This window comes from Aureimonas fodinaquatilis (assembly GCF_008369445.1).
Lineage (GTDB): Bacteria > Pseudomonadota > Alphaproteobacteria > Rhizobiales > Rhizobiaceae > Aureimonas > Aureimonas fodinaquatilis.
On the sequence record NZ_VTWH01000001.1, the window covers coordinates 976,801 to 1,002,737 of the forward strand.

The following is a 25,937-nucleotide window of genomic DNA, read 5'->3' on the forward strand; positions in this document are numbered from 1 at the left end:
CATTGGATGCACTTCAGCCAATCAGCAGTGCATCATCGTCCAGATCTTCACCGCCACGCACCTTGCGGAACATTTCGATCAGATCTTCCACCTGCAGATTGCCGCGATTGTCGCCGGTGACATCCAGCACAACCTTGCCCGCATGCAGCATGACCGTGCGGGAGCCATAGTCCAGCGCCTGCCGCATGGAATGCGTCACCATCAGGGTCGTGAGTTTGTGTTCATTGACCAGTGACTGGGTCAGCTCCATGACAAATTCGGCCATTCCCGGGTCCAGAGCCGCCGTATGCTCATCCAGCAGCAGCACCTTGCTGCCCGCCAGGGTGGCCATAACCAGCGAAAGCGCCTGCCGTTGCCCGCCTGAAAGCGAATCCATACGGTCGCCCATGCGGTTTTCCAGCCCCAGCTTCAGCCCGGAAACCCGCTCGGCAAACATGGCCCGCCGCTGGCGTGACAACGCCGGGCCAAAGCCCCGCCGCGCGCCACGCGCCGCTGCCAGCGCCAGATTTTCCTCGATGGTCAGCGCGCCACAACTTCCCGTAAGCGGGTCCTGAAACACGCGCGCCACCAGTTTGGCACGCTCGGCGGTGGCTTTGCGGGTAACATCCTGACTGCTGATGATAACGCGGCCCTCGGTGGCCAGCACATCGCCCGCCAGAACGCCGAGCATGGTGGATTTGCCGGCGCCGTTGGATCCGATAACCGTGACAAACGAACCATTGTCTATTGTCAGGTCCAGCCCGGACAGCGCCTGCTTTTCCAGCGGCGTGCCACGACCAAAAGTGACGCCAATTCCGGAAAGCTCGATCATGCTGCCACTCCCCCGCGGCGCAGCCGCGGCAATATCAGCGCAATCGCCACCAGAACCGCTGTGACCAGATTAAGGTCTGATGCCTTGAGGCCGAGGGAGTCGGTGGAAAGCGCTGTCTGAATGGCAATACGGTAGATGATTGAACCGGCAACGCAGCCGATCAAAGTCAGCAGGATAAGCCGCGAGCGGAAAATGGTTTCGCCGACAATAACCGCGGCAAGACCGACAACAATGGTGCCGACGCCCGAAGTGACATCAGCAAAGCCATTGGTTTGCGCAAACAGCGAGCCACCCAGCGCAACCAGCGCATTGGAAAGAGCAATACCAACATATATCTGGCGATTGGTGTTAACGCCCTGCGCCTTTGCCATGCGGGCATTGGCTCCCGTGGCGCGCATGGCAAGGCCGATATCACTTTCCAGAAAGCGCCAGAGCAGCAGCAGAACGATGACAACCAGAGCCAGCACAAACAACGGCCTGACATAATAATCCGGCAGGCCATGGCCGTAAAACGGCGTCAGCATGGTTTCCTGATTGATCAGGGCCACATTGGGCCTGCCCATGATGCGCAGATTAACCGAGAACAGCGCGATCATTGTCAGAATGGATGCGAGAAGGTTGAGGATTTTGAACCGGACATTGAGGAAGGCCGTGACCAGACCGGCACCCGAACCGGCAATCATGGCAACTGCAGTTGCTGCCCATGGGTTCCAGCCAGCCAGAATCAGCACAGCCGCGACGGCTGCTCCCAGCGGGAACGAGCCGTCAACCGTCAGATCAGGAAAGTCGAGTATGCGGAAGGCCAGGTAAACGCCCATCGCCACAAAGGCGAAGACAAGCCCAAGCTCTACTGCGCCAAGAAACGCAATCTGGCTCATTCGATAACCTGATTTGCGCGCGCCAGCACTGCTTCAGGCAATTCAACGCCCATTTTGGCAGCCGCAGACTTGTTGACAACAAGGTTGCTGCCCGAGGCGATTTCGACCGGAATGCTGCCTGGCGCTTCGCCCTTGAGGATGCGTGCAACAACTTCGCCGGTTTCAACGCCGACCTGATGATAGTTGAAGCCCAGTGCGGCGAGAGCACCGCGCTCGACGGAATCGGTGTCGGCAGTGATCAGCGGCAGGTCGCTTTCATCGGCAACAACCAAAGCTGCTTCCAAAGCGGAAATGATCGTGTTGTCTGTTGGCACATAGATGACATCTGCACGGCCAACCAGTGCACGGGCCGCGTTCTGCACTTCGGCAGTGCGGCTGGCGGTGGATTCGATAACGCTGATACCGGCAGGCTCACCCGCGGCCTTCAACGCCGCCAGCAGCGAAACGGAGTTTGCCTCGCCCGGATTGTACAGAAAGCCGATCGTTTTGGCTTCCGGCAGAATTTCCTGAATCAACGCCACATGTTCCACAACTGGCGACATGTCTGAAATGCCGGTTACATTGCCGCCCGGCGTTTCAAGTGACGTTACCAGCTCTGCGCCCACCGGGTCGGTGACGGCGCTGAACACCACCGGAATATCCCGGGTGGAGGAAACCACAGCCTGAGCCGAAGGAGTGGAAATTGCCACGATGACGTTTGGCGCTTCGCCAATGAACTGGCGAGCAATCTGGGCAGCGGTGCCGGGATTGCCCTGAGCCGATTCATAAGTGAATTTCAGGTTTTCGCCATCCTTGTAACCGGCGGCTTCAAGCGCTTCCTTCACGCCATCACGCACGGCGTCGAGCGCGGGGTGTTCGACAATGGCTGTCACCGCCACGGAAACATCGGCAGCCATTGCCGAGGACGAAACGGACAGTGCAGCGAAAAGCGCAAGGGCTGAACAACGCATTGGAAATCCCCTCAATAAAAAAATATCATCTAAAGCGTAAAGCCAGTGAGCGCGCCGGAAGTCAACGGTCCCGGCGCAATTCCATGGCATTTTCATCTGCTTATGGCTTGTTTGTAACGACTTCCGGCTCTTCGGGGTTGCCCTGCTGCTCTCGTGCAACGACTGTCATTGTGCTTGGTGCATAGGCCAGCCCGGCCTCATCCATGCGTATTTTCAGCCTGCGGTTGAACTCACGGCCAACGCCCCATTGCATCAGCGGTTTTGTCCGAATTGCGCCCTTCAGCACAATGCCGTCCGGCGTGAACTGGTCGACGCCCCACAAGTCAAAGGGAGAAAGAATGTTGCGCTGATATTGCGGATCGCGGGAAAGCTCTGCTCCCACCTCGCGCATGAACTGCGTGACCTGGTTCAGATCGGAATGGTAGCCGATTTTCAGGTTGACCGTGTAAACACCAAATCCGCGTGACGAGTTTTTCAGTGCCTTGATGCTGGAAAACGGAATGGAGTGCAGCGCGCCATCGCCATCACGCAGTTTCAATGTCCGGATTGTCATTCCTTCCACTGCGCCCGCCCGGTCGCCGGTGTCCACAATGTCGCCGATGGAAATCGTGTCTTCAAACAGAATGAACATGCCGGTGATGACATCCTGCACCAGTTGCTGAGAGCCGAAACCGACTGCCAGACCGATAACGCCGGCACCGGCAAGCAGGGGTGCAACATTCAGGCCGATATTGGCCAGAACGGCAATCACGGTAATGATGGTGAGCGCAATGAACACGAAATTGCGAACCAGTGGCAGCAGGGTTTTGGTGCGGCTGGACTGATGCTTCTGGCGGCCCCGCTTGTCTGTCGGGGCAAGTGCGCCCTCAATCCATCCATCCAGTGTTATCCAGATGAGCCAGCTGATCATCAACACGCCGGCAATTGCCAGAATTGGCTTGGTCAATGTCCAGCCGACATCCGTCATCAGCCAGGATTTCAAATCAAGATCCCACACATCCAGGCAGGCAAACAGCACAATGACCAGAATGGCGATCTGGATGACGGTGCGCAGCAGCTCCATGTACCGCGCCATGATTGCCTGCCGCGGGCTTTGCCTGCTGCTGCGGTTGTGGGTTGCACGGGAAAGCGCGTTGTCGACCCAGGTCGCGCCCAGAAGTCCCAAGGCAACAATCAGCAGCGCAAGGGACGCGTCAACCAGAAAGCTGCGACTGTCATTTCCGCCGCCAGCCAGCCGCGCCACCACGTTGATGCCGATGAACAGCATGGCCAGCAGGTGCCAGTAATTGCCAAACACCGTGATGACGCGGTGCAGAAGACCGGCTCCGCGGGTTTCATCCGGCACATGGCGGCCTTTCAGAATCAGGCGCTGGACGGTTATGCGATGGCGGAAAACGAAGAACAGCGACACCGTGGCCATGACCAGCTCGACCAGCAGCTGCAGAATATCAGTCGTGTCCCAGCCGATAACAAAACGGATGGGCGGATCTGTCAGAGCAGTCGTTATGCCGGCCAGAGCAACGATACTTGCCACCCAGTTCAGCAGGCGCTTTTGCGAGTAGGTAACAAGATGCCAGCCGCGGGATGGGCCAAGCAGAATCAGCAGGCTGTAGCAGATCTGCCAGGCTGCAACAGACGCCAGCCCCGGCAATGCGATGACCGCCAGTATTTGCCTCTGCCTGGCCGGCAATTCGACAAAGCTGGCATAAAGCATCAACGCGGCCAGTCCGGCTATTACCGGCAACAAGCCCAGAAACAGCCGGCGAATTGTTACCAGCGCCACCTGTCTGCGCTGGGTGGGGCGGTTGACCTGATGGCGCATTCGGCGCAGCGGCGGCAGCCAGAACAGCGCAAGAACGGTTGCCGCCACCAGACCCCAGCCGATCAGTGCCTTGAGAACAAAACCTTGCAGCACGCCGCTGGCCAGCCCATCCCCCAGCTTGCTGCTGATCTGTTCCATCGCCTTGGAAAATTTGACATCAACGGGCGCGCCCAGAGCGGCGTTCGGCAGGGTCTGGCCAATATTGGAAAGCCCCTCGGTAACTGTCGAGAGAAGCCCGTCATTGGTGATGATTGGCGCGGCGGCAGGTTCTTCCGCCGGGGCGGGCTCTTCCGCTGGCAGGGGTTCTGCCGGTGCACCCGTTGCCGCTGATGCGGGGTCGGCAGCACCATCTGCCGGCTCGCCAGTTGTCGGAGCCGTTGCCGCCAGCCCGGTTTTCAGACTGTTCAGGTCTTGCAGCAATGTATCGCGTGCCGGCGGGTTGTTCAAAAGCTGAATGACCCGGTCTATCGCCTGAATGTCACTCTGCAACGGTGTCACTGCGGCTGGGGCTGCCGGTGCCGGTGCCGGTGCGTCCTGCGCATAAACTGGCTGTAAAAGAGGAAACGCAAGAATGAGCAGAAGAAGAACAAGTCTGGGCAAAGGAACACCGGATTGTTGTTGCAGACTGGAAAGCGGCGAGCAGAAGCGCTCATTTAACGACAAGACAATTTATGCGGCAATAACGAGGCGGACGGCAGCATTTCTCTCGATCTTTCAATCTTCTGAAAGGCTGTCATTCCTGGTCGGCCGCTTTGTTCTGTCGTTGAAGTGATGGCGCTTCCGCCAGGATTACTCTCGCCGCCTTACTCCATTTCCAGCGCTCGCAGACTGTCCTGCATGGCTGTTGATACGGCTATTCCGTCTCTGTCTGATTGCGCGCGCGCGGCCTGCCGACGCTCGCCCGGCAGGCGGTCGGTGCCGGCATCGCGCATTTCGGCAATCAGCTCCTCCACCCGCATTGCCAGAGGGGCAATGGCCTGCGCTCCCGCTCGCGGGTCGATCACAATGATGGTCTGCCCGGTGTGCGGGGTCTGCGCTCCCGGGTGGCTGGACCAATCCACCTCGTGGCTGAATTTTCCGCCCACCAGCGCGGCGCACAGAATTTCCACCATCAGCGACAAAGCAGACCCTTTGTGGCCACCAAACGGCAGAAGTGCGCCACCGGCAATAATCTCTGCTGCATCCGTCGTTGGCTCCCCCCGGCTGTTGACACCCACGCCAGCAGGCAAAGGCTTTTTCTCCCGCGCGGCAATCTTAACGTCGCCATGCGCCATGACCGATGTTGCCTGATCAAACACCAGCGGCAAACCATTGGCGCGCGGTGCGGCAAATGCGATGGGGTTGGTGCCGAAAACCGCCCTGCGTCCGCCATGTGGCACCACAGAAGCCATGGAATTGATAACAGAAAGGGCAACAAACCCTTCCTGCGCGAAGGGTTCCACATCCAGTGACAGGGCAGCAAAATGGTGTGAGTTTCGAATGGCAATTGCAGCTATGCCGTTGCGCGTCGCCTTTTCCACCAGCAGCGGACGCCCGGCCATCAAAGCCGGTTGGGTGAAACCGTTTTGCGCGTCCACCCGAACCAGTCCGGGCGCCGCATCTTCAACCTGCGGAACCGCCTTGCCATCCACCCAGCCGCTTTTCAACGTGGAAACATAGCCTGCCATGCGGAAAAGCCCGTGGCTTTCCGCGCCATCCCGCTCGGCGCTGACGCAATTGTTTGCAAGGATATCCGCCACTGTCTGCGAACACCCATGGCGGCGCAAAATCGCCGAAAGCCTTTTTGTCAGTGCGTCAAAAGAAAACCGGGTGCTGTCTTCAATGTGATTTTCCATAAGTCCCCTGAAACGCTCTCACACTTTGCTCTGCCGCATTATCCTGTCGTTGAAACGTGACCGTTTCAACGGGAATTGCTTTGGGTGTCTTTGTTTTGCCTTTTCTACACGCCATAGCACGCGCCGACGCAAAGCGAGACTGCACGATACACTGGACGAAAAACGAAACTGCGTTATGTCATCTGATCGGAACTGAATTTGATTGCTCAATTCAACCATAAGTATAATAGTTGATAGGAATTGTTCCTATCTGACATGCCCGATAAATACCGAGCAGTTTCGCTGCAGCTGTACAAAAACAAAGCGATAGAGTGTGTTTGTGCTCAGGTGAGGCAAGTCCACTCTGGATTGAGATCTGGAGAAATCTCTTAATGAAAAAGGTTCGTAAGGCCGTTTTCCCCGTGGCCGGGCTTGGAACCCGGTTTCTTCCCGCAACCAAGGCAATTCCAAAGGAAATGCTGACAGTGGTGGATCGCCCGGTTATCCAGTATGTGGTGGATGAGGCCCGGCAGGCTGGAATTGAACATCTGATTTTTGTTACCGGCAGAAACAAAGGCGTTATCGAGGATTATTTCGACATTCAGGTCGAACTGGTCCACACGCTGACCGAGCGTGGCAAAACCGCCGAGCTGGATCTGCTGGATGATTTGCAGCCCAAGCCCGGTACTGCCAGCTTCACCCGCCAGCAAGCGCCACTGGGCCTTGGCCATGCGGTGTGGTGCGCCAGAGATCTGGTCGGGCCGGAGCCATTTGCCCTGCTGCTGCCCGACATGATCATGCAGTCGGAACGCGGCTGCCTTGCCAGCATGGTTGAGCTTTACGAGCAGACCGGCGGCAATGTTGTTTCCGTTGAGCAATGCGACCCGAATGAAACCAACAAATACGGTATTGTCGGGCGGGGAGCAGACATCGCCACCGGCTTTCAAATTCAGGGCATGGTTGAAAAGCCAAAGCCGGAAGAAGCTCCTTCCAATCTGTTCATTTCCGGCCGGTACATTCTGCAGCCGGAAATTTTCGACATTCTTGCCACGCAGGAAAAGGGCGCTGGCAATGAAATTCAGCTAACCGATGGCATGCTGAAACTGGCAGACCAGCAGGATTTCTTCGGCTACCACTTCACCGGGCGCACATTTGACTGCGGTTCCAAGGACGGGTTCGTGCGTGCCAACGTGGCCTTTGCCTTGTGGCGGCAGGACATTCGCGGCAAAGTCTATGACGACTTGATTGAGTTGATCGAAAAGGTCGAACCTTCGGACACGCGCCGCGCCGCCGAATAATTCCCGTTCAAAAATAATGGTTGAGAGCATTTTCGCCGTAATAAACCGCGTCAGTGCTCTCAACCCGCGCAACGGGATATGATGCTTTCCACACTGTCATCGCCAGCAAATATTGTGTCGATGATACGATTGGACTCCCGGATCGGTCGCTGGGTCATCACTTCAAGCAAGGTGATGGCAGATGTCATGACCGGGCAATTCAGTCCGGCACACGCGGCAAGGCGCTCCAGAAAAACCAGCCCATACGGCATGTCTTCAAACAGATAGCGATGATCAAGCGCCCTTGGGCCCTGTGTGCGTGAGCCGCCTTCAAATATCTCTCGCACCATCCGGGGCAGTGGCGCATCCGTAACATTGTAGGATAAGGCGTAATGCTGCTGCAATGAGCGCGGAGCAGCTCCGAATGCGGACGCAATTGCCAGCCGCTCAACATCGAGATTCTCAGCGATGTTGATGCCACTGCGCGTGAAATGCTCGAACAGCAGCCAGGTTTCCTGACGGTCAATTCGGCTGAAATTGCCGATTATCTGACCGGCGTGAGCAATCGGATTGATGTTTGACAGGCAGGCATCAAGAACGGAGCGCGCACAGCCAATTTCAATGTCGAACAGATCTGCACAAAGGCGGGCGGCTTGTTCGGTTTGACAGGATGGAATGGCAGCCACGTCAAATTTTTTGCGGATGAACGGGATATGCAGCACGCCTTTCTTTTGGAAATGCGCGGCGAGGAGGGTTGTGCCCCAGGCAATAATTGTTGGTGTCTGGCCGTGCGATTGCGCCATTTCCCTTAACCAAAGCGGTGCAAGAGACAAAGCTCCGCTGAAAATGACTTTTATATGTGAGGGCAGGTGGCGGGCCAGATCCGGCAGAACATCAGCGTAAGCGGTGGCAGGCAACGCGATGAAAACAACATCGTAGCCTGACAAATCTGCCAGTTGCGAAATTGTGTGAAGACGAAAGTTTCCCTCCACCGCCCCGGTTGTCGTCAGCGGCACGGCCCCATTCTGCTGCGCTTCATGCTGGCTGTAGCTTTGAGACCAGACTCCGACAAAATGGCCTTTCTGCATCAGATACGCGGCTGTGGCGCTGCCGATTGCCCCTGCACCTACTATAGCTACTTTTAGCACACGTATATCCAGACCTTATAATCAACTGCCAATTACATCGGAATTAGGCATCAAACTGGATCAAGTCAAATAGCTTTAATAATAAAAATGCGTATAACTTTTACGAATACATCGTTCAACAAAAGTAATTTGACCGCAAGCCGGCTTGTGAAATATGATTTATTTAGGAAAACTTTGTGAGGAATTCGGAACTATGGCAATATTTAACAAGGCCATTGCTGCGTCATTGCTATCTATATTGGCTGCAACCGCAGTTGTTGGCCCGGCTGCTGCGCAGGATGCTGTTCTGCGTGTCAGCCCCAATGGCGTCGATATTGCCACGCTTGACCCGCACCGCGCGGTTTCCACGACCGACAAGGCCCCTGTCGCATGGATGTTTAATGGTCTGGTGCGTTTCTTGCCGGGCAGCGCTGACCCTAACACCCTGGAACCTGATCTGGCTGAAAGCTGGGAAGTTTCAGAAGATGGCCTGACCTGGACATTCAAGCTGCGCCAGGGCGTAAAATTTCATGGTGAATGGGGTGAGCTGACGGCGGATGATGTGGTCTATTCCATCCAGCGCGCTTCGAGCCCGGAAACATCCTCATTTTCCGCAACATTTGCCAATGTTGACGAGGTGAGCAAGGTTGACGATTACACCGTCGCGTTTCAACTGAACCATCCTGACGCCGCATTCATCAACATGCTCGCCAATTTTCAGGGCGGCAACATTGTCAGCAAACGCGCTGCCGAAGAACTCGGCGCGAATTTTGCCAACCAGCCGGTCGGAACCGGGCCGTTCATGTTTGACACGCATGTGACCCAGCAGAAAGTGACTCTGGTTGCCAACGAAGCGTATTTCCGTGGCGCGCCGAAGATCGATCGCATCGATTATCTGTTCATACCTTCTGATAGCAGCCGCGAACTGGCCTACAATTCGGGTGAACTCGACATTTTCTACGCTCGCCGGGATCAGGTCTGGATCGACATGGCGCGACAGAGCGGCAATATGACGATTGATGTATTTTCGCCAGGCGAGTATCGACTGCTGCATGTCAATCGCACCATCGCGCCGCTGGACGATGTGAGGGTGCGTCAGGCAGTGGCGCATGCCATTAACACCAAGGATATCGAACTGTTTGTTGGCTCCGACATCGGGCCGGCGGGCTGCTCCGTCATTCCTTCCAACTATCTTGGGGAAGATTGCTCTTACGGCGCATATGAATATGACGTCGAGCTTGCAAAGAGCCTTCTGGCAGAAGCGGGTCATCCCAACGGGATAGCCATTTCAATGGTCAGCTCGAACATTTCAGCGCATTTGCCTGTGGTTGAAATTCTTCAGGCGCAACTGGCGCAGGCAGGCATCACGCTTAACATCAACGTTGTGGACCATCCGACCTATCACGAGCAGATTCGCAAGAATGTGAGTGGAATGGTGTTCTATGGTGCGGCACGCTTTCCGGTGGCAGACACCTATCTGACTGAGTTCTTCAATTCGCCGGCAAGTGTTGGCCAGCCAACCGCAATCGCCAATTTTTCACATTGCGATGTTGCTGACGAACAGATTGCCGCCGCCAAGCACGAAGCGGACAGGGACCGGCAGATTGAGCTCTGGGCAGAAGCCCAGCGCCTGATTCATGAAGATGTCTGTGCGGTGCCAATCAATGACATGTTGCAGGTCTGGGGCCGCAACGAAGGCGTCGATTACGGCTATGAGCTGATCGGCGCTTTGAACCTGGCTCCTCCCGTTACAGAGCGGACAACGCTGACCCGTTAGAGCGATTTGGGTGATCATCAGATCACCCGCAATGCTCAGAACGAGGCTGTCAGGCCCATCCTTGCCAACATGGTGGCGGCAGTGAAGCGCGTGGCTTCAAGATAAGCATCCACAAGGCGCTGCCCGGCAGCGCCTTGTAAAGTGCACAGCTTCAGGTCCGACTGAATGTCCGGCTTGAATGGGCGTATGGCCAGCCGGTCCCGTTGGGAATAGGCAAACAACGGATCCAGAATGGAAATACCCATGCCGTCGGCCACCATTTCACTCACAGCCTGAGCCAGATTGGCATCGATAATGCTGTTGGGCGTTACACCTGCCTCGGAAAGGACCGCATCGATTTTCTGGCGCGTGCGGTTTTCGCTCGAAAAGGAGATGAACGGTTCGCCGGCAATGTCCTGCGGTGTAATTTCCGCCCGTTCTGCAAGCGGGTGGTCCAGCGGCACAATACAGACCAGATTTCCCGCTCCCAGCGGCTCGGCCTTGATCAGCGGATGCTCGATAACGCTGTTGATAATGCCGACGTCTGTCTGTTTCGAAAGCAGCCAGTCAACAATGAACTGTGAGCTGCGCCCGGTTATCGAAACGTGCGCTCCACCATGCAACTTCAGGAAATGCCCGGTGACGCGGCTGATGAACAAACCGGAAAAGGCAGGCAGAACACCGATCGATATCTGGCCACGCTCGGCTCGCTTGATCAGATCCACTGCACGCTCGATCTGTTTAACACCGGCAAAAATCCGCTCGACCTCCTGATAGAGACGCAAACCGTGCGCCGAAGGAACCAGTCTTCCGCGGACCCGGTCGAAGAGTTGCAATTCGGTGTCGTTTTCAAGGTGAGCGAGAAGTTTGCTGACCGCAGGCTGCGAAATCAGCAGCGCCTCTGCGGCCTGGCTGACCGTTCCAGTCTCGATAACGGCTTTCAAAGCCTCAATCTGGCGAAGGTGGATAGAACGCTTCATTCCATAACCCATACGAATACTGTGGCGACTATTTCTAATTTGACGTTCTTAACTCTACAACCTAGCGTTTACAACAGGCATAGATTGCCGCCGTCCTCTGACAACCGGCATATTTGGAATAAAATGAGAACAGATTCATGTTGAGTTTCGCAATTAGAAGGCTGGCTCTGGCCGTGCCCACTTTGCTTGTCATGCTGACGGCGATTTTTATTCTGGTGCGGTTGGTGCCGGGCGACGCGGCGGTGGTTATTCTTGGCGACCAGGCAACGGAGGTTTCACTCCAGGCGCTGCGCAAGGAACTTGGTCTCGATCAGCCGATGTTTGTCCAATACATCAACTTTCTGGGTGATGTGTTGACCGGCAATCTCGGCAACTCGCTCAATACCGGGCGATCGGTTATTTCCGAAGTGCTGCTGGTTCTGCCAATGACCATAGAGTTGACAATTGCCGCCGTGATCATCGGTGTCACCTTCGGTCTTCCACTGGGAACGCTTGCCGCTGTTTATCGCAATAAGTGGTTTGACTATGTCGGACGCCTGGTTTCGCTGATCGGCTTGTCCTTCCCCGCATTCGTGTCCGGCATTCTGCTGCTTCTGGTGTTTGCCATTCAACTTCGCTGGCTGCCGGTCATCAGCAGTGGCGGTGGTGGCAGTTTCACCGAGCGTTTATACGGCCTTATCCTGCCCGCAATGAACCTGGGCCTGATCATGATGGCCTATGTGATGCGCGTAACGCGTTCGTCTGTGCTGGACGTGGTGGGCGAAGACTATATCCGCACCGCCAAGGCCAAGGGCGTGCGGCCGTTTCCGCTTCTGATGAAGCACACGCTGCGCAATGCGCTGATACCGATCGTCACCATTATCGGCCTGTACTTCGGAACGCTGATAGGAAATTCCGTCCTGACCGAAATTGTCTTCAACCGGCCTGGACTGGGCCGCCTGATACTGGGCGCCCTTAACACACGCGATTACACCCTCCTGCAGGGTTTGATGATCGTCTTCGCCGCCTGTGTCGTCGTCGTCAATATCGTGACCGACCTGGCTTATGGCCTCATCGACCCGCGCGTAAGGTATAAATAATGTCCGTTTCTGCTACACCCGACGTGGCGCCGGTCCGCTCGTCCGGAATCCTGCTCGCATTTCGCAAGAACAAGTTGTCCTGGCTCGGGCTTGGGCTTCTGCTGATCATCGTTTTCGCAGCGGTGTTCGCTCCTCTGGTTGCTCCCTTCGACCCGCTGCAGCAAAACATCATCATGCGATTGAAGCCGCCATCTGCCGAACATTGGATGGGCACTGACAGTTATGGCCGGGATGTTTTCTCCCGCCTGGTTTACGGTGCGCGCATTTCGCTGATCGTCGGTTTCTTCGCCATTCTCATTGCCATGGTTATTGGCAGCGCAATCGGCATTCTGTCAGGCTATATCGGCGGCCTGTTTGATCAGATTGTCATGGGCGTCCTGGATGTGATGCTGTCTTTCCCAACCCTTCTGCTTGGACTGATGGTTGCTGCAATGCTGGGCGCAAGCCTCGAAAATCTCATCATTGCCATTGCCATCACCGAAATTGCGCCTTTTGCCCGTATCGCACGTGCGCCGACCATCTCGCTGAAAAGCCGGGATTTTGTTGAAGCGGGCAGGGCACTCGGTTTCAGCCGCCTGCGTCTGATGAGCCTGCACATTTTCCCGAATATGGTTGGCACGGTGATTGTCATGAGCTCGCTGTGGATGGCTGCTGCCATTCGCACCGAGGCTTCGCTGAGCTTCATTGGACTTGGCGTTCCTCCGCCAGTCGCAACCTGGGGTGGCATGATCCGCGACGGGTTCGAAACACTCCTTTACGCCTGGTGGCTGCCGGTGTTTCCAAGTCTTGCCATTCTGTTGACGGTTCTTGCCCTCAACCTGCTCGGCGATGCATTGCGAGATGCCGTCGATCCTAAACTTCGTTCCGAGTAGGGGCCCCGCATGACCGATTTTTCGAAACCCGAAGATGTGCTGCGCGTGGACAATCTGCGCACGGAATTTCGCAGCGGCGGCGAATGGCGCGCGGCAGTTCGCGATGTATCGCTGACGCTGAGGGCCAATGAAACACTGGCGATTGTTGGCGAGTCGGGCAGCGGCAAAAGCGTTACCGCCTTGTCCACCTTGCGTCTGTTGCCATCTGTTGGCGCGCGCATTGCTGCCGGAAGCATCATGTTCAATGGGCGCGACCTGCTTTCACTGTCCGAAACGGAAATGGCAAACATACGCGGCAACGAGATCGCGATGATTTTTCAGGAGCCGATGACATCCCTGAACCCGACCATGAAAGTGGGTGACCAGGTGGCTGAAGTCGTGCGTATTCACCGCGGACTTTCACGCAGTGATGCCCGCCGCGAAGCACTGCGCATGTTTGAAAAGGTGCGCATTCCATCTGCTGCCGCGCGGCTTGAAGATTATCCGCACCAGTTTTCCGGCGGCATGCGGCAGCGGGTGATGATTGCCATCGCGCTTGCCTGCAAGCCGAAACTGCTGATCGCAGATGAGCCGACCACTGCGCTGGATGTCACCATTCAGGCGCAGATTCTGGAGCTCATCAAAGAGTTGCAGGATGAAGAAGGCATGGCAGTCATGTTCATCACCCACGATATGGGCGTGGTGGCTGAAGTCGCGGATCGTACCGTTGTCATGTACAATGGCGAGGCCGTGGAACAGGGAGAAACCGCCCGTATCTTCGCCAGTCCGCAGCATCCATATACACGCTCGCTGCTTGCCGCAGTGCCAAAGCTGGGCGAACTTGGCGCCCGGGTTCTGCCAATGCGCTTTCCCGTGGTGGACAAGACCACAGGCAAAGTGCTGCCTCTGCCTGAAACACCCGACACTGTTGCGCGAGGCGCCGAACCCGTGCTGCAAGTGCGCAACCTTGTTACACGGTTTGACATCCACAAAGGCTTTTTCGGTGGGCTGAGCGGCAGGGTGCACGCCGTGGAAGACATTTCGTTTGATTTGTACGGGGGCGAAACATTGTCCCTGGTGGGCGAATCCGGCTGCGGCAAATCAACAACCGGCCGCGCGCTGATGCGTTTGACGGAACCAACCTCCGGGTCCGTCATGGTAGACGGTCAGGACATGGCAACGCTTGGAGCAGCCAAGCTTCATGACATGCGCCGTTACATGCAGATGATTTTTCAGGATCCTGCATCCAGCCTCAACCCGCGCATGACAATAGGCGCGGCGATTGCCGAGCCATTTCTGGTGCACAAACTTGGCAGCCGGAAAGATGCAGATGACAAAGTGGCGCGTCTTCTGGAGCGTGTCGGCCTGCGCCCGGATTTCGCCAACCGCTATCCGCATGAGTTTTCCGGCGGCCAGCGCCAGCGCATCAGCATTGCCAGAGCATTGATGCTGGATCCAAAGCTGATCATCGCCGATGAATCTGTGTCGGCGCTGGATGTGTCGGTCAAGGCGCAAGTGATCAATCTGCTGCTTGATCTTCAGGAAAGCCTGAATCTCGCTTACCTGTTCATCTCGCATGATATGGCTGTTGTCGAACGCGTCAGCCACCGCGTTGCCGTGATGCATCTGGGTGAGATTGTGGAAATCGGGCCGCGCGCAGCGATTTTCGGCAATCCTCAGCACCCTTATACACGTAAGCTGATTGAAGCTGTGCCCGTTGCTGATCCATCTTTCCGACGAGTGCGGCGCGGAGTTTCAAACGACGAGATCAAAAGCCCGGTGCGCTCTCTCGACTATTTCGCGCCACCCCGGTTTTATGAGGATGTCGGCGGTGGCCATCTGGTACAGCGCATGACTGGCTAGAGCATTTTGGTTTTAGCGGCTTGTTTTGCCGCAAAACAAACAGACATGCGCCTGTCTATTTCTGGCCCATAACCGGGTTGGTTATCGACGCCAGATCAACCAGGTTCGGCTGCATGCCCTTGTTCTTGAACAGGCGTTTGCCCACCGCCGGGTAATCCACCACATCGTGGTCCAGCCTGTTGCCAGCTACCAGGCAGCGAAGCATCGTCGCGCCGCTGTTGCGAATGCAATGCGCCGGACCGCCAGCCGGCAGGCCGATAAAGTCGCCTGCTTTCACCGGAAATTCTTCATCGCCAATGGTAACGATTGCCTCGCCATCCAGCACGAACACACACTCATCTTCAAAATGATGCATATGCGGTTCGCTTGGAGCCTTGCCCGGCTCTACCTCAATCAGGTGGAACCCCAGCCTTGTCAGTCCAACCATGTCACCCAGCGATCTGTTGATCCGCTGCGCCTCGGCGTTGACAAAATGGGTCTTCTGCAAGCCTGGAGAACCGGATATTTCCTCAGACGACAGAATATGTTTGCGTGCGCTCATCCGGGTTTTGCTTTCAGACTAACTGGTCACTGGAGCGGGTGGGGGAAGCCGGAACAACGTGGAGCAGTGAACCGCTTGCGCCCTCAATCAACACCGCTGTACCCTCCGGCATGTCCGGCCCTTCTGCATTCCACCAGCTGTCTTCCAGTTTTACCCGGCCGCGACCGTTGACAAGGGCCTGTGACACCACCGCACGCCGACCAATCAACCGCTGTGTCGGACGGTTTACATCGCCTTCGCCAACATCTGGCTTTGTGCCGTACCAGCGATAGCCGATCAACGCCGCCGCAAATGACACGATGGCGAAGCCGGCTATCTGGCTGACCCAGCTGAGTGCCGGAAAGAACAGCAGATTTGCGCCAATGGCCACCGCTCCGATGCCGAAAAACAGAAGGTAAACGCCGGGCAGAAACATTTCTGCCGCCAGAAGCACAAACCCTGCAATCAACCATCCGGTGCTGGTGAAAAAGGCGGCCATTCAGTTTCAATCCCTTTTGGTTGAAGGCACGTGGCTGCGGCTTCTCGCCGAGATCGCCTCTTTGGACAGTTCTGCAATGCCGGTCAAAGAGCCAATCAGCGAACTGGCTTCCAATGGCATCAATATAACGCGTTGATTGTCAGCCGAAGCCAGCTTGCCCAGCGCTTCGGTGTATTTCTGCGCCACGAAATAGTTGATTGCCTGAATATCGCCCTGAGAAATCGCCTCCGAAACAAGACGTGTGGCTGTCGCTTCGGCCTCTGCCAGCCTTTCCCGTGCTTCCGCATCGCGGAAAGCCGCTTCACGCCGGCCTTCAGCCTCCAGGATTACCGCCTGCTTCTCACCTTCGGCACGCAGAATTTTGGCATTTCGGTGGCCCTCTGCCTCAAGAATCTCCGCACGCTTTTCACGTTCGGCCATCATCTGCCGGCCCATGGACTCAATCAGGTTTGCCGGCGGGGCAATGTCCTTCAGCTCAATACGGGTGATCTTGATGCCCCAATTGTGCGCAGCCTGATCCACCACCCGCAAAATACGTTCCGAAATTGCGTCGCGATTGGACAGAAGATCGTCGAGATCCATGGAGCCCATGACAGAGCGCAGGTTGGTCATCACCAGATTGAGCACCGCATTGCGCAGGCCTGAAACCTCGTAGGCCGCGGCGGCCGCATCCAGAATCTGGAAAAATGCCACGCCATCGGCTGCAACGGAGGCATTGTCACGGGTGATGACTTCCTGTGTGGGAATGTCCAGCACCTGCTCCATCATATTCATCTTGTGGCCAATCCGCTCAACAAACGGAATAATAATGTTGAGGCCCGGATTGAGCGTGCGCGTGTATTTTCCAAAGCTTTCCACCGTGTGGTTGAAGCCTTGTGGAACAATTTTAATCGACGCGGTTAGAACGAATATTACAAAAACAGCAGCAATTGCCACCAAAATCAAGGAATCCATGAAGCCCGTATCCTGCGTTGCTTTTCAGCGAAACATTACTCGATAAGCAGGCCCCATGCCAGTCTGGATGTGGCGCGTGACCCTAGACCCAACCCTGCAATTCATTGCGAACCAGGGATTCAATGACATTCATGCCGTTATCCGAGTCGTTGAGGCACGGAATATGGGTGAAGTTGCTGCCGCCATTCTCATGAAAGATTTCGCCTGCCTCGCCGGCAATTTCTTCCAGTGTTTCAAGGCAATCCACCACAAAGCCGGGGTTGAACACGGCAATGCTTTTCACACCCTGTCTTGCAAGCGCTTCCACGGTTTTATCCGTATATGGCTGCAACCACTCTTCCGGCCCGAACCGCGACTGGAACGTTGTCATCAACCTGCCTTGCGGCCAGCCCAGTCTGGCATCCAGCAATCGTGACGTTGTTTCGCACTGGCTGCGATACGGATCGCCCTTGGCAGAGTAGCTTTGCGGAATGCCGTGATAGGAGGCAATCACGTGCTCTGGCTCAAAATCCAGGCCGGCAAGGTGCTCTTCAATAGAGCGGGCCAATGCGTCAATATAAACCGGCGCATCTTCGTAGGATGGCACTGTACGAGCCGCAGGCATAAACCGCTTGGAGCTCAAATGCGCGAAAAATACGTCATTGACGGTGGCGGTGGTGGGCGCTGAATATTGTGGATAAAGCGGAAAACACAAAACGCGTTCGCAGCCGGCAGCGAGCAATGCATCCAGCTTGTCCTTTATAGACGGCTGGCCGTAGCGCATGCCCCACTCTACCTGCACATTTGCAAGATCCTGCAACCGAACCGCCAGCTTTTCGCCCTGTGCGCGGGTGAATGTGCGCAAAGGCGATTCATTGCGCTCGCGGTTCCAGATTTCGGCATAGGCACGCCCGGATTTTTGTGGCCGGACACTCAAAACAATGCCGTAAAGAATTGGCAGCCAGACTGCCCTTGGCCACTCAATCACCCGCTTGTCCGAAAGAAATTCCGACAGATATCGGCGCATTGGCCAATAATCCGTACCATCCGGGGTTCCAAGATTAACCAGCAGAACGCCGGTCTTTTTCAACGGCGCGGCAGCTTGCTGCGCAAGGGCCGTTGTGTCGCGATCGGCAATTGCGGCTGTGGAGTTCATCCGGAAATTCCTGTCAGTTATTGCAAGATCTGCAAACCCGACGCATGGGCGGTTGGGCTTTGCGTCAGGTTCTGCGTGTCAGTTCAAAGCGCGTACCACCGGAATTGACGCATGTCAGGCGGTTTGCTGCCACCTGATCGCAATTGACGGCAATTTTTTCACTGTTGGACAGGCGCGTATATTCAATGGCAATGCGTGTTGGCGAAAGGTTGCGATAGCTGCCTTGTGCCAGCAGAGATCCGGTGTCCGTTGCGGTGGAGGTGAACGATCCACCGTTCAGAGTTGAAACTGCAACACCGCTCGTGTCGCCCCAACGGCCATCAAAACCGGTCTGTGCCGGCGCAATGTTGGCACGGTCGGGCGACGGCCCGACGCAAGCGGCCAATGAAAGGCTTGCTAAAACAATGCTGGCTGTGGTCGCTATACGGCGCATGTTGCTTCCCCTCGTCTAACTCGTTGTCTGGTTGCAGTTTCAAACGCAAACCGCTGCATAATCTGTGTAAGACTGCTCTGCCAATGCGAATTCTTTGAAGCGTTATTATGGTGTACCGGTTGCATCATGGAAGGGCCAGCGACAGGAAAATCCTGCCGCTGGCCTGATTGAGAAGAGCGCTTGAGGTGATCATTCGAAAATCAGGAAGGTTTTGCCTCCCTGGCCTTTCGCATAACCGCGCTGATGAAACGATTCCGCTTCCACAGAAAATGCTCCTGCTACCAGAAGTATTATCATCCATGGGCTTTGAGCAAGTGCTTCTCAGCGCACCAGAATGTTGCGGAACTGCCATGGGTCCTTTTCGTCCAGATCTTCCGGAAACAGGCCCGGCCGGTCGTGCAGCGGCGTCCAGTCGGTGTAATAGCCTTTCACTGGGCCCAGATAAGGCATCTGAACCTCCAGACAGCGGCGGAAATCCATCTCGTCGCTGTCAACGATTCCGGCATCAGGATTTTCCAGGGCCCAGACCATGCCCGCCAGCACTGCCGACGTTACCTGCAACCCTGTGGCGTTCTGATAAGGCGCGATGGCGCGCGTTTCTTCCAAGGAAAGCTGTGAGCCATACCAGTAGGCATTCTTTTCATGGCCGAACAGCAAAACGCCCAGCTCGTCAACTCCATCAACCAGCTCTGCCTCATCCAGAACGTGGTGCACCGGTTGAATGCGCCCTGCCGCACCAAACAACTCGTGCATGGAAAGCACAGCGTCATTGCAGGGGTGGTAGGCGTAATGAACCGTCGGCCGGTAGGTTACATCGCCATCCTTGTTGCGCACCGTGAAGTAGTCCGAAATTGAAATGGATTCATTGTGCGTTACCAGAAAGCCAAATTGCGGCCCGGGTGTCGGGCACCATGTGCGAACGCGAGTGTTGGCGCCGGGTTGTTCCAGATAAATGGCGCTCTGGCAGCCCTTTTTATGTTCCTTGGCGTTTTTCGGCACCCATTTCTCATGTGTGCCCCAGCCCAGTTCAGAGGGCTGCATGCCTTCGGAAATAAAGCCTTCCACCGACCACGTGTTCCAGAACACATTCATTGGCTTGGGATTTATGGTGCGTTGCGTGTCCCGCTCGGCAATATGGACGCCTTTGACGCCCACCTTCTTCATCAGCTTTGCCCAGCCTTCACGATCGTCTGCCTTTGGCTCTTTGTATTCCAGCCCGGTATCGTTGGCGATGTCGACCAGCGCCTGTTTGACAAACCATGAGACCATACCGGGATTGGCGCCGCAGCAGGAGATGGCCGTTGCGCCACCGGGGTTCTTGCGCTTTTCCTTGCGCACGGTTTCGCGCAGCGCGTAATTGGTGCGGTCTGCATTGGAAAGGCTGTCATCGAAGTAAAAGCCGAGCCAGGGCTCTACCACCGTATCGATATACAGCGCGCCAATTTCCCGGCACAGGCGCATCAGATCCAGCGAGCCGGTGTCAACTGAAAGGTTAACGCAGAAGCCCTGACCGCCGCCGTCTGTCAGCAGCGGTTTCAAGAGCTCCTCATAGTTTTTGCGTGTCACGGCATCCTGCACAAAGCGAATGCCCCGTTCGTCCAGAATATGCCGGTTGGCGTCGCTTGGATCGATAACGGTCAAGCGCGATTTGTCGAACTTCAAATGGCGTTCGATCAGTGGCAACGTTCCCCGGCCAATGGAACCAAAACCTATCATTACGACAGGGCCGGTGATTTCGCCGTGAACCTTGTATGTCTTTTTCGCCATGATCGGCAGATCCTTATTTAAGAACAACACCCCGGAAGCGTGCATTCATCAGGGGCTATCGGAGATTTCTGTCAAATAAAAGGGGGGTATGGAGTTTGTGTGAACTATCGGTGCGGTAGAGTAACAATGTATGAGGGCGGGCAATGACGGAAATGAAAGTGACTGGCAAATGGAACTACCTGCGGCTCTTCAGGCGGGGATAAATTCGGTGTTGCAGGGCGTTTCACTGGCCGACCTGCAAAATGCCGCCGCCACTTTGTCGCGGCGATACCGGGCTGAGGTTATGGATGGCCGGTTGCATATCGGCGGGGAGCCCGCCGCCCGCGCCTATCTGGCAACACGCATGCCCGCAACATATGCCGCCGTGCGCCAGTCGTTCGAAATGGCAGCCGAAATTTCGCCGGAGTTTGCGCCGGCATCCATGCTGGACGTCGGGGCCGGGCCGGGCACAGTGCTTTGGGCCGCGGCAGATTGCTGGCCGGGGCTGGACCGGGCCGACATGATTGAGGCAAGCCCCTTCATCCGCCAGTTTGGTGAACAACTGGCTGCACCAAGCACCGTTATGCAACGCCACTGGCGCACGGGCAGGGCGGAGGATGAGCTGAAAAAAGCAGAGGCGGCTGACCTGGTGACACTGGCCTATGTGCTGGATGAATTGCCGCCCGCCACGCAGGCCAGTCTGGTGGATAAACTGTGGCTTCTGACCAAGGGCATGCTGGTACTGATCGAACCGGGAACTCCGGCTGGCACAAGGCGGATACTGGCTGCGCGTGAACGCCTTCTGGCGCTGGGTGCGCATCTGTCCGGGCCGTGTGCCCACAGTCATGCTTGCCCGCTGGTAGAGCCTGACTGGTGCCACTTTGCCGCGCGCGTTGCCCGCAGCCGCATGCACCGACTGGCGAAAGGTGCGGAAGTGCCTTTCGAAGATGAAAAGTTCATTTTCATTGCCGCCACGCGCTGGCATGGCAACTCGCTTCCGGCACGTGTGCTGGCTCCGCCACGTTCCGGCAGCGGCAAGGTAACGCTGAAGCTGTGCCAGGCTGATGGGCAGGTGCAGAACCGCATGCTGACCCGGCGCGACGGGCAAAGTTACAAATCCGCCAGCCGGGCAGATTGGGGCGACGCGCTGTAACGCGCCGCATATTGCAACAGTTTGAAGCGATTTTGCTTCAGCCGGAAATACCCGGGTCGGCTTCCATCGCCTCCAGCTCGTCAATAAAGCCGGAAATCACCGATAGTCCTTTTGACCAGAATGCCGGATCAGAAGCATTCAGCCCGAATGGCGCAAGCAATTCGGAATGATGCCGGGTGCCACCGGCTTTCAACATTTCAAAATACTTGTCCTGAAAGCCGCCTTCGCTGGTGCGGTAAACTGCATAAAGCGAGTTCACCAGACAGTCGCCAAATGCATAGGCATAGACATAGAATGGCGAATGGATGAAGTGCGGGACATATGTCCAGAATGTTTCATAACCCTCGCGCAGTTTGATGGCTGGCCCAAGGCTGTCCTTCTGAATATCCAGCCAGATCTCGCCAATCTTGTCTGATGTCAGTTCGCCATTGCGCCGTTCTGTGTGAACGGCCCGTTCAAATGTGTAGAATGCGATCTGCCGAACGACAGTGTTGATCATATCCTCGACTTTGGAGGCAAGCAGGGCGCGCCGCTCGACAGGATTCTGTGTCCGGTCCAGCAGCAGCCGGAATGTCAGCATTTCACCGAAGACCGAGGCTGTTTCTGCCAATGTCAGCGGAGTTGGCGCCATCAAGGCACCTTGCCTTGCGGCCAGAACCTGATGCACTCCATGGCCCAGCTCGTGCGCCAGGGTCATGACATCGCGTGGCTTGCCAAGATAGTTCACCAGCACATAGGGATGAGCGGAAGGCACTGTCGGGTGTGCAAATGCGCCCGGTGATTTGCCGGGGCTGACGCCGGCATCAATCCATCCTTCATTGAAAAAGCGCCCGGCAATATCCGCCATTTCCGGCGAGAACCCGGCATAGGCCGTCAATACAGTCTGGCGTGCTTCTTCCCAGGGAATAATGCGCTTGATAGAGCCGGGCAGCGGTGCATTGCGGTCCCAGTGGTTCAGCTCATCCTTGCCAAGCCAGCGGGCTTTCAGCTTGTAGTAACGGTGAGATATGGAGGGATAAGCCGCTTGCACAGCCGCGGCCAGCGCATCAACCACTTCGCCTTCCACCCGATTGGCAAGATGACGGCTATCGGCAATATCGGCAAAGCCACGCCAGCGATCGGAAATTTCCTTGTCCTTGGCCAGTGTGTTGGTGATCTGAGTAAACAGCCGCAGATTTTGCCGGAATACCTTGGCCAGCGCATCTGCAGCTCTGCGCCGGGTTTCGCCATCATCTTCCTGAAGCAGGTTCAAGGTTTCTTCCAGAGACATTTCCCTGTCATCAACCTGAAAGCGCAGCGCTGTCATCGTTTCGTCGAACAAGCGATTCCACGCGCCGGCGCCGGTCACGGCCTTTTCCATCAGCAATTGCTCAACCCGGTCTTCCAACTGGAAAGGTTTTTCCAACCGAAGATCTTTCAGCCACGGGCTGTAGTGCGCCAACTGCGCATTGGCTGAAACAGCAGCATCCATCACCGCATCGTCTATGCGGTTCAACTCCAGACCGAAAAACAGAAGCGCTGTCGAAATGTCGGTGACGCGAGCCTGAATGTCGCCATAAAACTTGGTGTTTGCCGGTGTGCTGGTATCTCGTGCATAAATCAGCCCGGCATAGGATATCAACCGCCCGAGCAGATCTTCCAGCGCTTCGAACTCGACAATGGCGGCGGCCAGCTCTCCACCATTCGGCTTTGCCGCTTCCTCTGCCAATTTGCCGCGCCACCGCGTTTGAAAGGCCTGCGCGCGCTGCCCGGCGCTCTTCAGATCGGCCGCAATTTGCGGGCTGTCCGTTGCCGGGTACAGATCCGCCAGGTTCCAGTCTGGCAAGACACCGGTGGTTTCAGCAACGGTTTGGCGGGCTGTGGCTTTGGCAGATTTGGTCATAAGGGATGTATTCCGGAATGCTTGCGGGCTGAATGGGACTGTCAGGCTCTTATGTGGAACAATTCTGGCTATGTTTCGAGGGGCTGTTGGAAAAATGCAGAATTCATTGCGCATTAACCATTTTCGTATCTATTATGCGGATTGTGGGGCGGCTGTCATTTTCATGCCGCAGTTTGGTCTAAACGTAGTAGATCCAGACCGGGACCTGTCAGATCAGCAATGGTGTTCGGGGATAGTTACGGAACGCTGTTGCTGCAAGCGAGGGGAATAGGCCGTATGTTCGGAACGAAAAGTCTAACCATGCGAAGCGTGGTCCGTTCCGTTATGGTTTTATCAGCGGGCATTGTGATTTTGACCACTGGTGTTGCTGCCTCTTATGCTGAAACCCGCACCCTGAAACTCTACCATGTTCACCTGCGCGAAAAGACGGAAGTTACGTATAAGCGCAACGGACGCTTTTTGCCGGATGGCCTGAAGAAGGCGAACTGGGCGCTGCGGGACTGGCGGGAAAACAAGCCAACCAACATGGACCCGGCCTTGCTGGATCTGATGTGGGAAGCTTATCGTCAGTCTGGCTCGCGTGATTACATTCAGATTCTTGGCGGTTTCCGCTCTCCCAAGACCAACAATATGCTGCGGTCTCGTTCTGCCGGTGTTGCTGGCGGCAGCCTGCACATGTCTGGCAAGGCGATCGATTTTTACATTCCCGATGTTCCGCTGCGCAAAATGCGCGATATCGGCCTTCGCATGCAGATCGGCGGCGTTGGTTACTACCCGCGGTCGGGCTCACCCTTCGTCCATTTCGACAGTGGCACCGGGCGCTATTGGCCCCGCATGAGCCGCAAGGAATTGGCCAGCATCTTCCCTAAAGGCAACACAATTCACGTTCCGGCCGATGGCAAGCCTTTGCCGGGATATGAAACTGCGATGGCTTCCTACAAGCAACGCAAGGGTGCCTCCGGTAATATCCAGATTGCCAGTGCTTCGGAAACACGCAGGAGCGGGGGTGGTAAAACCCTGATCGCCAGATTGTTCGGCGGTGGTGCGGATGAGGCCGAAGACAACGCTGAAATGGAGGCCGCACCCGTGCCGCGCAATGCACCGCGTGCGCCGGTACGCCAGGCACCGCCAGCCGCTGCACCAGCGCCGCAGGTACAGGTTGCTGCCGCTGCGCCGGCACGGACACCTCCTGCGCGTGCAGTGCCAATGCCCACCGGCGTGCCAATGCCTGAAACGCCTCAGTTCGACACGGCTGCGCGCACACCGGCTGCCAGCACGGCGCCAACACCGCCAGATGCTGTGGCTTCGGTCATCGCCCTGGCCAGTATTCCATTGCCGCAGCCGGCACCCGTTCGTGCGGCAGAGCCGCCGGTGGTTGCTGCCGCAGCACCGGCTGTTCCAGCCGCGCCGGCTCCGGCCGTCAATAACAATCGCTCTGCGGGCGTAGAATTGGCCTATGCCGTTCCAACTCCACGCAACCGCCCACAATTCGAAGCGGTGTTGCAGCAGCCAGCACTCGCGGCTGAAGCGCCCGCAAACAGCGCGGACGCTATCGCCGAGACCATTCTGGCAAGTGCAACTTCGGACACCGACCCGGTGGCGGATGCACGGCCCCTGGTCAACAATGTTGCATTTCCCACGCCGCGCAGCAGTGCGGATGAAGCTGCCGCTGAGCCAAAGCCGATAGAGGTTGCCAGCCTGCAGACTGAAGAGGTTGCTCGCACGCCGGTGGAGGTTGTTGCAACGCCACCTGCGCCTGTGGCAGAAGCGGCCAAGGAAAACGTCGTTCGCTCGGCAATTCTTGCGGCGCTCAAGTCTACCCCCATGCCTGACAGTTCAGAGCCCATGGCCGCAGATGAAGAGTTTACTCCGGAAAGCCGGTTGTCCGCTCGTTCTGAAAGAGTCAATGACAACGCCGAAGTAACGCTGGATCAGCGCATTGCCTCGCGGATTGAAACTGCGGCCGAACTGACACGCCCGCTGGCGGGTAATGAAACGGGCAAGTCTGGCCGGGTGGTCACACCATCCATGCTGGTCATCAATGTGCCAGTGCCGGTGAAGCTGCCTCGCAGCTAATTCCAGAGAAATAGTCTTGTGCATTCTTGCACAATCGTTTCCCCACACTCATCTAAGCACAGGCTGCGACACTTTATCCTCGCAGCCTAAGCCATTTTGATTATACCAAGGGCAGACTTGCGCCTGATTTACCTTTCAAAATTGTAATGTTCAACTTCACCAACTTCACATTCAGTTCAAAAATCAGGTAAAAACAGAGAGTCCGAGCATATTTTCGCTGATGGAAACTTTGTTTTTTTAGACATTGCCTTGACATCGAGTAGCACAGAGTAAATACAAGGCAGAAATTGGCCAGCGAGCAATGGCATTGGTGAAGTTCATGCCACTTTAC

At 56.3% G+C, this 25,937-nt stretch carries 21 protein-coding genes; 7 read left to right on the plus strand and 14 right to left on the minus strand.

Features of this window, described 5'->3' with window-relative positions; translation table 11 throughout:
- Nucleotides 1–13 precede the first annotated feature (13 nt).
- The 5 genes from FPY71_RS04570 to FPY71_RS04590 form a co-directional block, all read right to left on the minus strand.
- Nucleotides 14–811 (minus strand): ABC transporter ATP-binding protein, encoded by a 798-nt coding sequence (locus FPY71_RS04570; protein ID WP_149298028.1) that lies wholly within the window; start codon nt 809–811, stop codon nt 14–16.
- Nucleotides 808–1,689, minus strand: coding sequence for an ABC transporter permease (locus FPY71_RS04575; protein ID WP_149298030.1), 882 nt, complete (start codon nt 1,687–1,689; stop codon nt 808–810). The genes FPY71_RS04570 and FPY71_RS04575 overlap by 4 nt, the downstream gene beginning before the upstream one ends.
- On the minus strand, nt 1,686–2,639 hold the full coding sequence (locus FPY71_RS04580; protein WP_149298032.1) for an ABC transporter substrate-binding protein: 954 nt from the start codon (nt 2,637–2,639) through the stop codon (nt 1,686–1,688). The genes FPY71_RS04575 and FPY71_RS04580 overlap by 4 nt, the downstream gene beginning before the upstream one ends.
- 100 nt (nt 2,640–2,739) lie before the next feature.
- Nucleotides 2,740–5,061, minus strand: a complete 2,322-nt coding sequence (locus FPY71_RS04585; RefSeq protein WP_149298034.1) for a mechanosensitive ion channel family protein — start codon at nt 5,059–5,061, stop codon at nt 2,740–2,742.
- 203 nt (nt 5,062–5,264) lie between these two features.
- A complete protein-coding gene (locus tag FPY71_RS04590) occupies nt 5,265–6,296 on the minus strand; it encodes an Ldh family oxidoreductase (protein WP_149298036.1) in 1,032 nt (343 codons plus the stop codon).
- A gap of 371 nt (nt 6,297–6,667) precedes the next feature.
- Between FPY71_RS04590 and galU the strand changes: the two genes are divergently transcribed.
- Nucleotides 6,668–7,573, plus strand: coding sequence for a UTP--glucose-1-phosphate uridylyltransferase GalU (gene galU, locus FPY71_RS04595; protein ID WP_149298038.1), 906 nt, complete (start codon nt 6,668–6,670; stop codon nt 7,571–7,573).
- Between the two features lie 59 nt (nt 7,574–7,632).
- On the opposite strand, the gene FPY71_RS04600 is transcribed toward galU, so the two are convergent.
- Nucleotides 7,633–8,700, minus strand: coding sequence for an NAD/NADP octopine/nopaline dehydrogenase family protein (locus FPY71_RS04600; RefSeq protein ID WP_149298040.1), 1,068 nt, complete (start codon nt 8,698–8,700; stop codon nt 7,633–7,635).
- 193 nt (nt 8,701–8,893) lie between these two features.
- Between FPY71_RS04600 and FPY71_RS04605 the strand changes: the two genes are divergently transcribed.
- A complete protein-coding gene (locus FPY71_RS04605; RefSeq protein WP_149298042.1) occupies nt 8,894–10,456 on the plus strand; it encodes an ABC transporter substrate-binding protein in 1,563 nt (520 codons plus the stop codon).
- Between the two features lie 35 nt (nt 10,457–10,491).
- Here FPY71_RS04605 and FPY71_RS04610 read toward each other — a convergent pair whose 3' ends face one another.
- Nucleotides 10,492–11,415 (minus strand): LysR substrate-binding domain-containing protein, encoded by a 924-nt coding sequence (locus FPY71_RS04610; protein WP_188052203.1) that lies wholly within the window; start codon nt 11,413–11,415, stop codon nt 10,492–10,494.
- A 137-nt stretch (nt 11,416–11,552) separates the two neighbouring features.
- On the opposite strand from FPY71_RS04610, the gene FPY71_RS04615 reads away from it, so the two are divergent.
- From FPY71_RS04615 to FPY71_RS04625, 3 genes are read left to right on the plus strand one after another with little or no spacing between them, the layout of a single operon-like run.
- The gene (locus FPY71_RS04615; RefSeq protein WP_149298046.1) at nt 11,553–12,494 is read left to right on the plus strand and encodes an ABC transporter permease; all 942 of its coding nucleotides are present in this window, start codon (nt 11,553–11,555) and stop codon (nt 12,492–12,494) included.
- Nucleotides 12,494–13,366: an ABC transporter permease gene (locus tag FPY71_RS04620; protein WP_149298048.1), complete on the plus strand. Its 873-nt coding sequence runs from the start codon at nt 12,494–12,496 to the stop codon at nt 13,364–13,366. Before FPY71_RS04615 ends, FPY71_RS04620 begins: the two co-directional genes overlap by 1 nt.
- A 9-nt stretch (nt 13,367–13,375) precedes the next feature.
- Nucleotides 13,376–15,208, plus strand: a complete 1,833-nt coding sequence (locus FPY71_RS04625) for an ABC transporter ATP-binding protein (RefSeq protein ID WP_149298049.1) — start codon at nt 13,376–13,378, stop codon at nt 15,206–15,208.
- Between the two features lie 55 nt (nt 15,209–15,263).
- Here the strand turns inward: FPY71_RS04625 and FPY71_RS04630 are convergent, their stop codons facing one another.
- The 6 genes from FPY71_RS04630 to FPY71_RS04655 all read right to left on the minus strand — a co-directional run bounded on the left by FPY71_RS04630 (nt 15,264) and on the right by FPY71_RS04655 (nt 20,516).
- Entirely contained in the window at nt 15,264–15,749 is a 486-nt protein-coding gene (locus FPY71_RS04630) for a cupin domain-containing protein (protein ID WP_149298051.1), read from the minus strand.
- Nucleotides 15,750–15,762: 13 nt separating this feature from the next.
- Nucleotides 15,763–16,227, minus strand: coding sequence for an NfeD family protein (locus FPY71_RS04635; RefSeq protein WP_149298053.1), 465 nt, complete (start codon nt 16,225–16,227; stop codon nt 15,763–15,765).
- Between the two features lie 6 nt (nt 16,228–16,233).
- Complete coding sequence (locus FPY71_RS04640) at nt 16,234–17,181, minus strand: SPFH domain-containing protein (RefSeq protein WP_149298055.1); 948 nt, start codon at nt 17,179–17,181, stop codon at nt 16,234–16,236.
- Between the two features lie 82 nt (nt 17,182–17,263).
- Entirely contained in the window at nt 17,264–18,316 is a 1,053-nt protein-coding gene (hemH, locus tag FPY71_RS04645; protein ID WP_149298057.1) for a ferrochelatase, read from the minus strand.
- 64 nt (nt 18,317–18,380) lie between these two features.
- A complete protein-coding gene (locus FPY71_RS04650; protein WP_149298059.1) occupies nt 18,381–18,749 on the minus strand; it encodes an Omp10 family outer membrane lipoprotein in 369 nt (122 codons plus the stop codon).
- 321 nt (nt 18,750–19,070) lie between these two features.
- The gene (locus tag FPY71_RS04655) at nt 19,071–20,516 is read right to left on the minus strand and encodes a homospermidine synthase (RefSeq protein ID WP_149298061.1); all 1,446 of its coding nucleotides are present in this window, start codon (nt 20,514–20,516) and stop codon (nt 19,071–19,073) included.
- Nucleotides 20,517–20,685: 169 nt separating this feature from the next.
- Here FPY71_RS04655 and FPY71_RS04660 point away from each other — a divergent pair, with 169 nt between their 5' ends.
- The gene (locus FPY71_RS04660) at nt 20,686–21,648 is read left to right on the plus strand and encodes a small ribosomal subunit Rsm22 family protein (protein WP_149298063.1); all 963 of its coding nucleotides are present in this window, start codon (nt 20,686–20,688) and stop codon (nt 21,646–21,648) included.
- A 37-nt stretch (nt 21,649–21,685) separates the two neighbouring features.
- Here the strand turns inward: FPY71_RS04660 and FPY71_RS04665 are convergent, their stop codons facing one another.
- Nucleotides 21,686–23,530: a M3 family oligoendopeptidase gene (locus tag FPY71_RS04665; protein WP_149298065.1), complete on the minus strand. Its 1,845-nt coding sequence runs from the start codon at nt 23,528–23,530 to the stop codon at nt 21,686–21,688.
- 300 nt (nt 23,531–23,830) lie between these two features.
- Here FPY71_RS04665 and FPY71_RS04670 point away from each other — a divergent pair, with 300 nt between their 5' ends.
- Nucleotides 23,831–25,606: a peptidoglycan L,D-endopeptidase MepK gene (locus FPY71_RS04670; RefSeq protein WP_188052204.1), complete on the plus strand. Its 1,776-nt coding sequence runs from the start codon at nt 23,831–23,833 to the stop codon at nt 25,604–25,606.
- Nucleotides 25,607–25,937 lie beyond the last annotated feature (331 nt).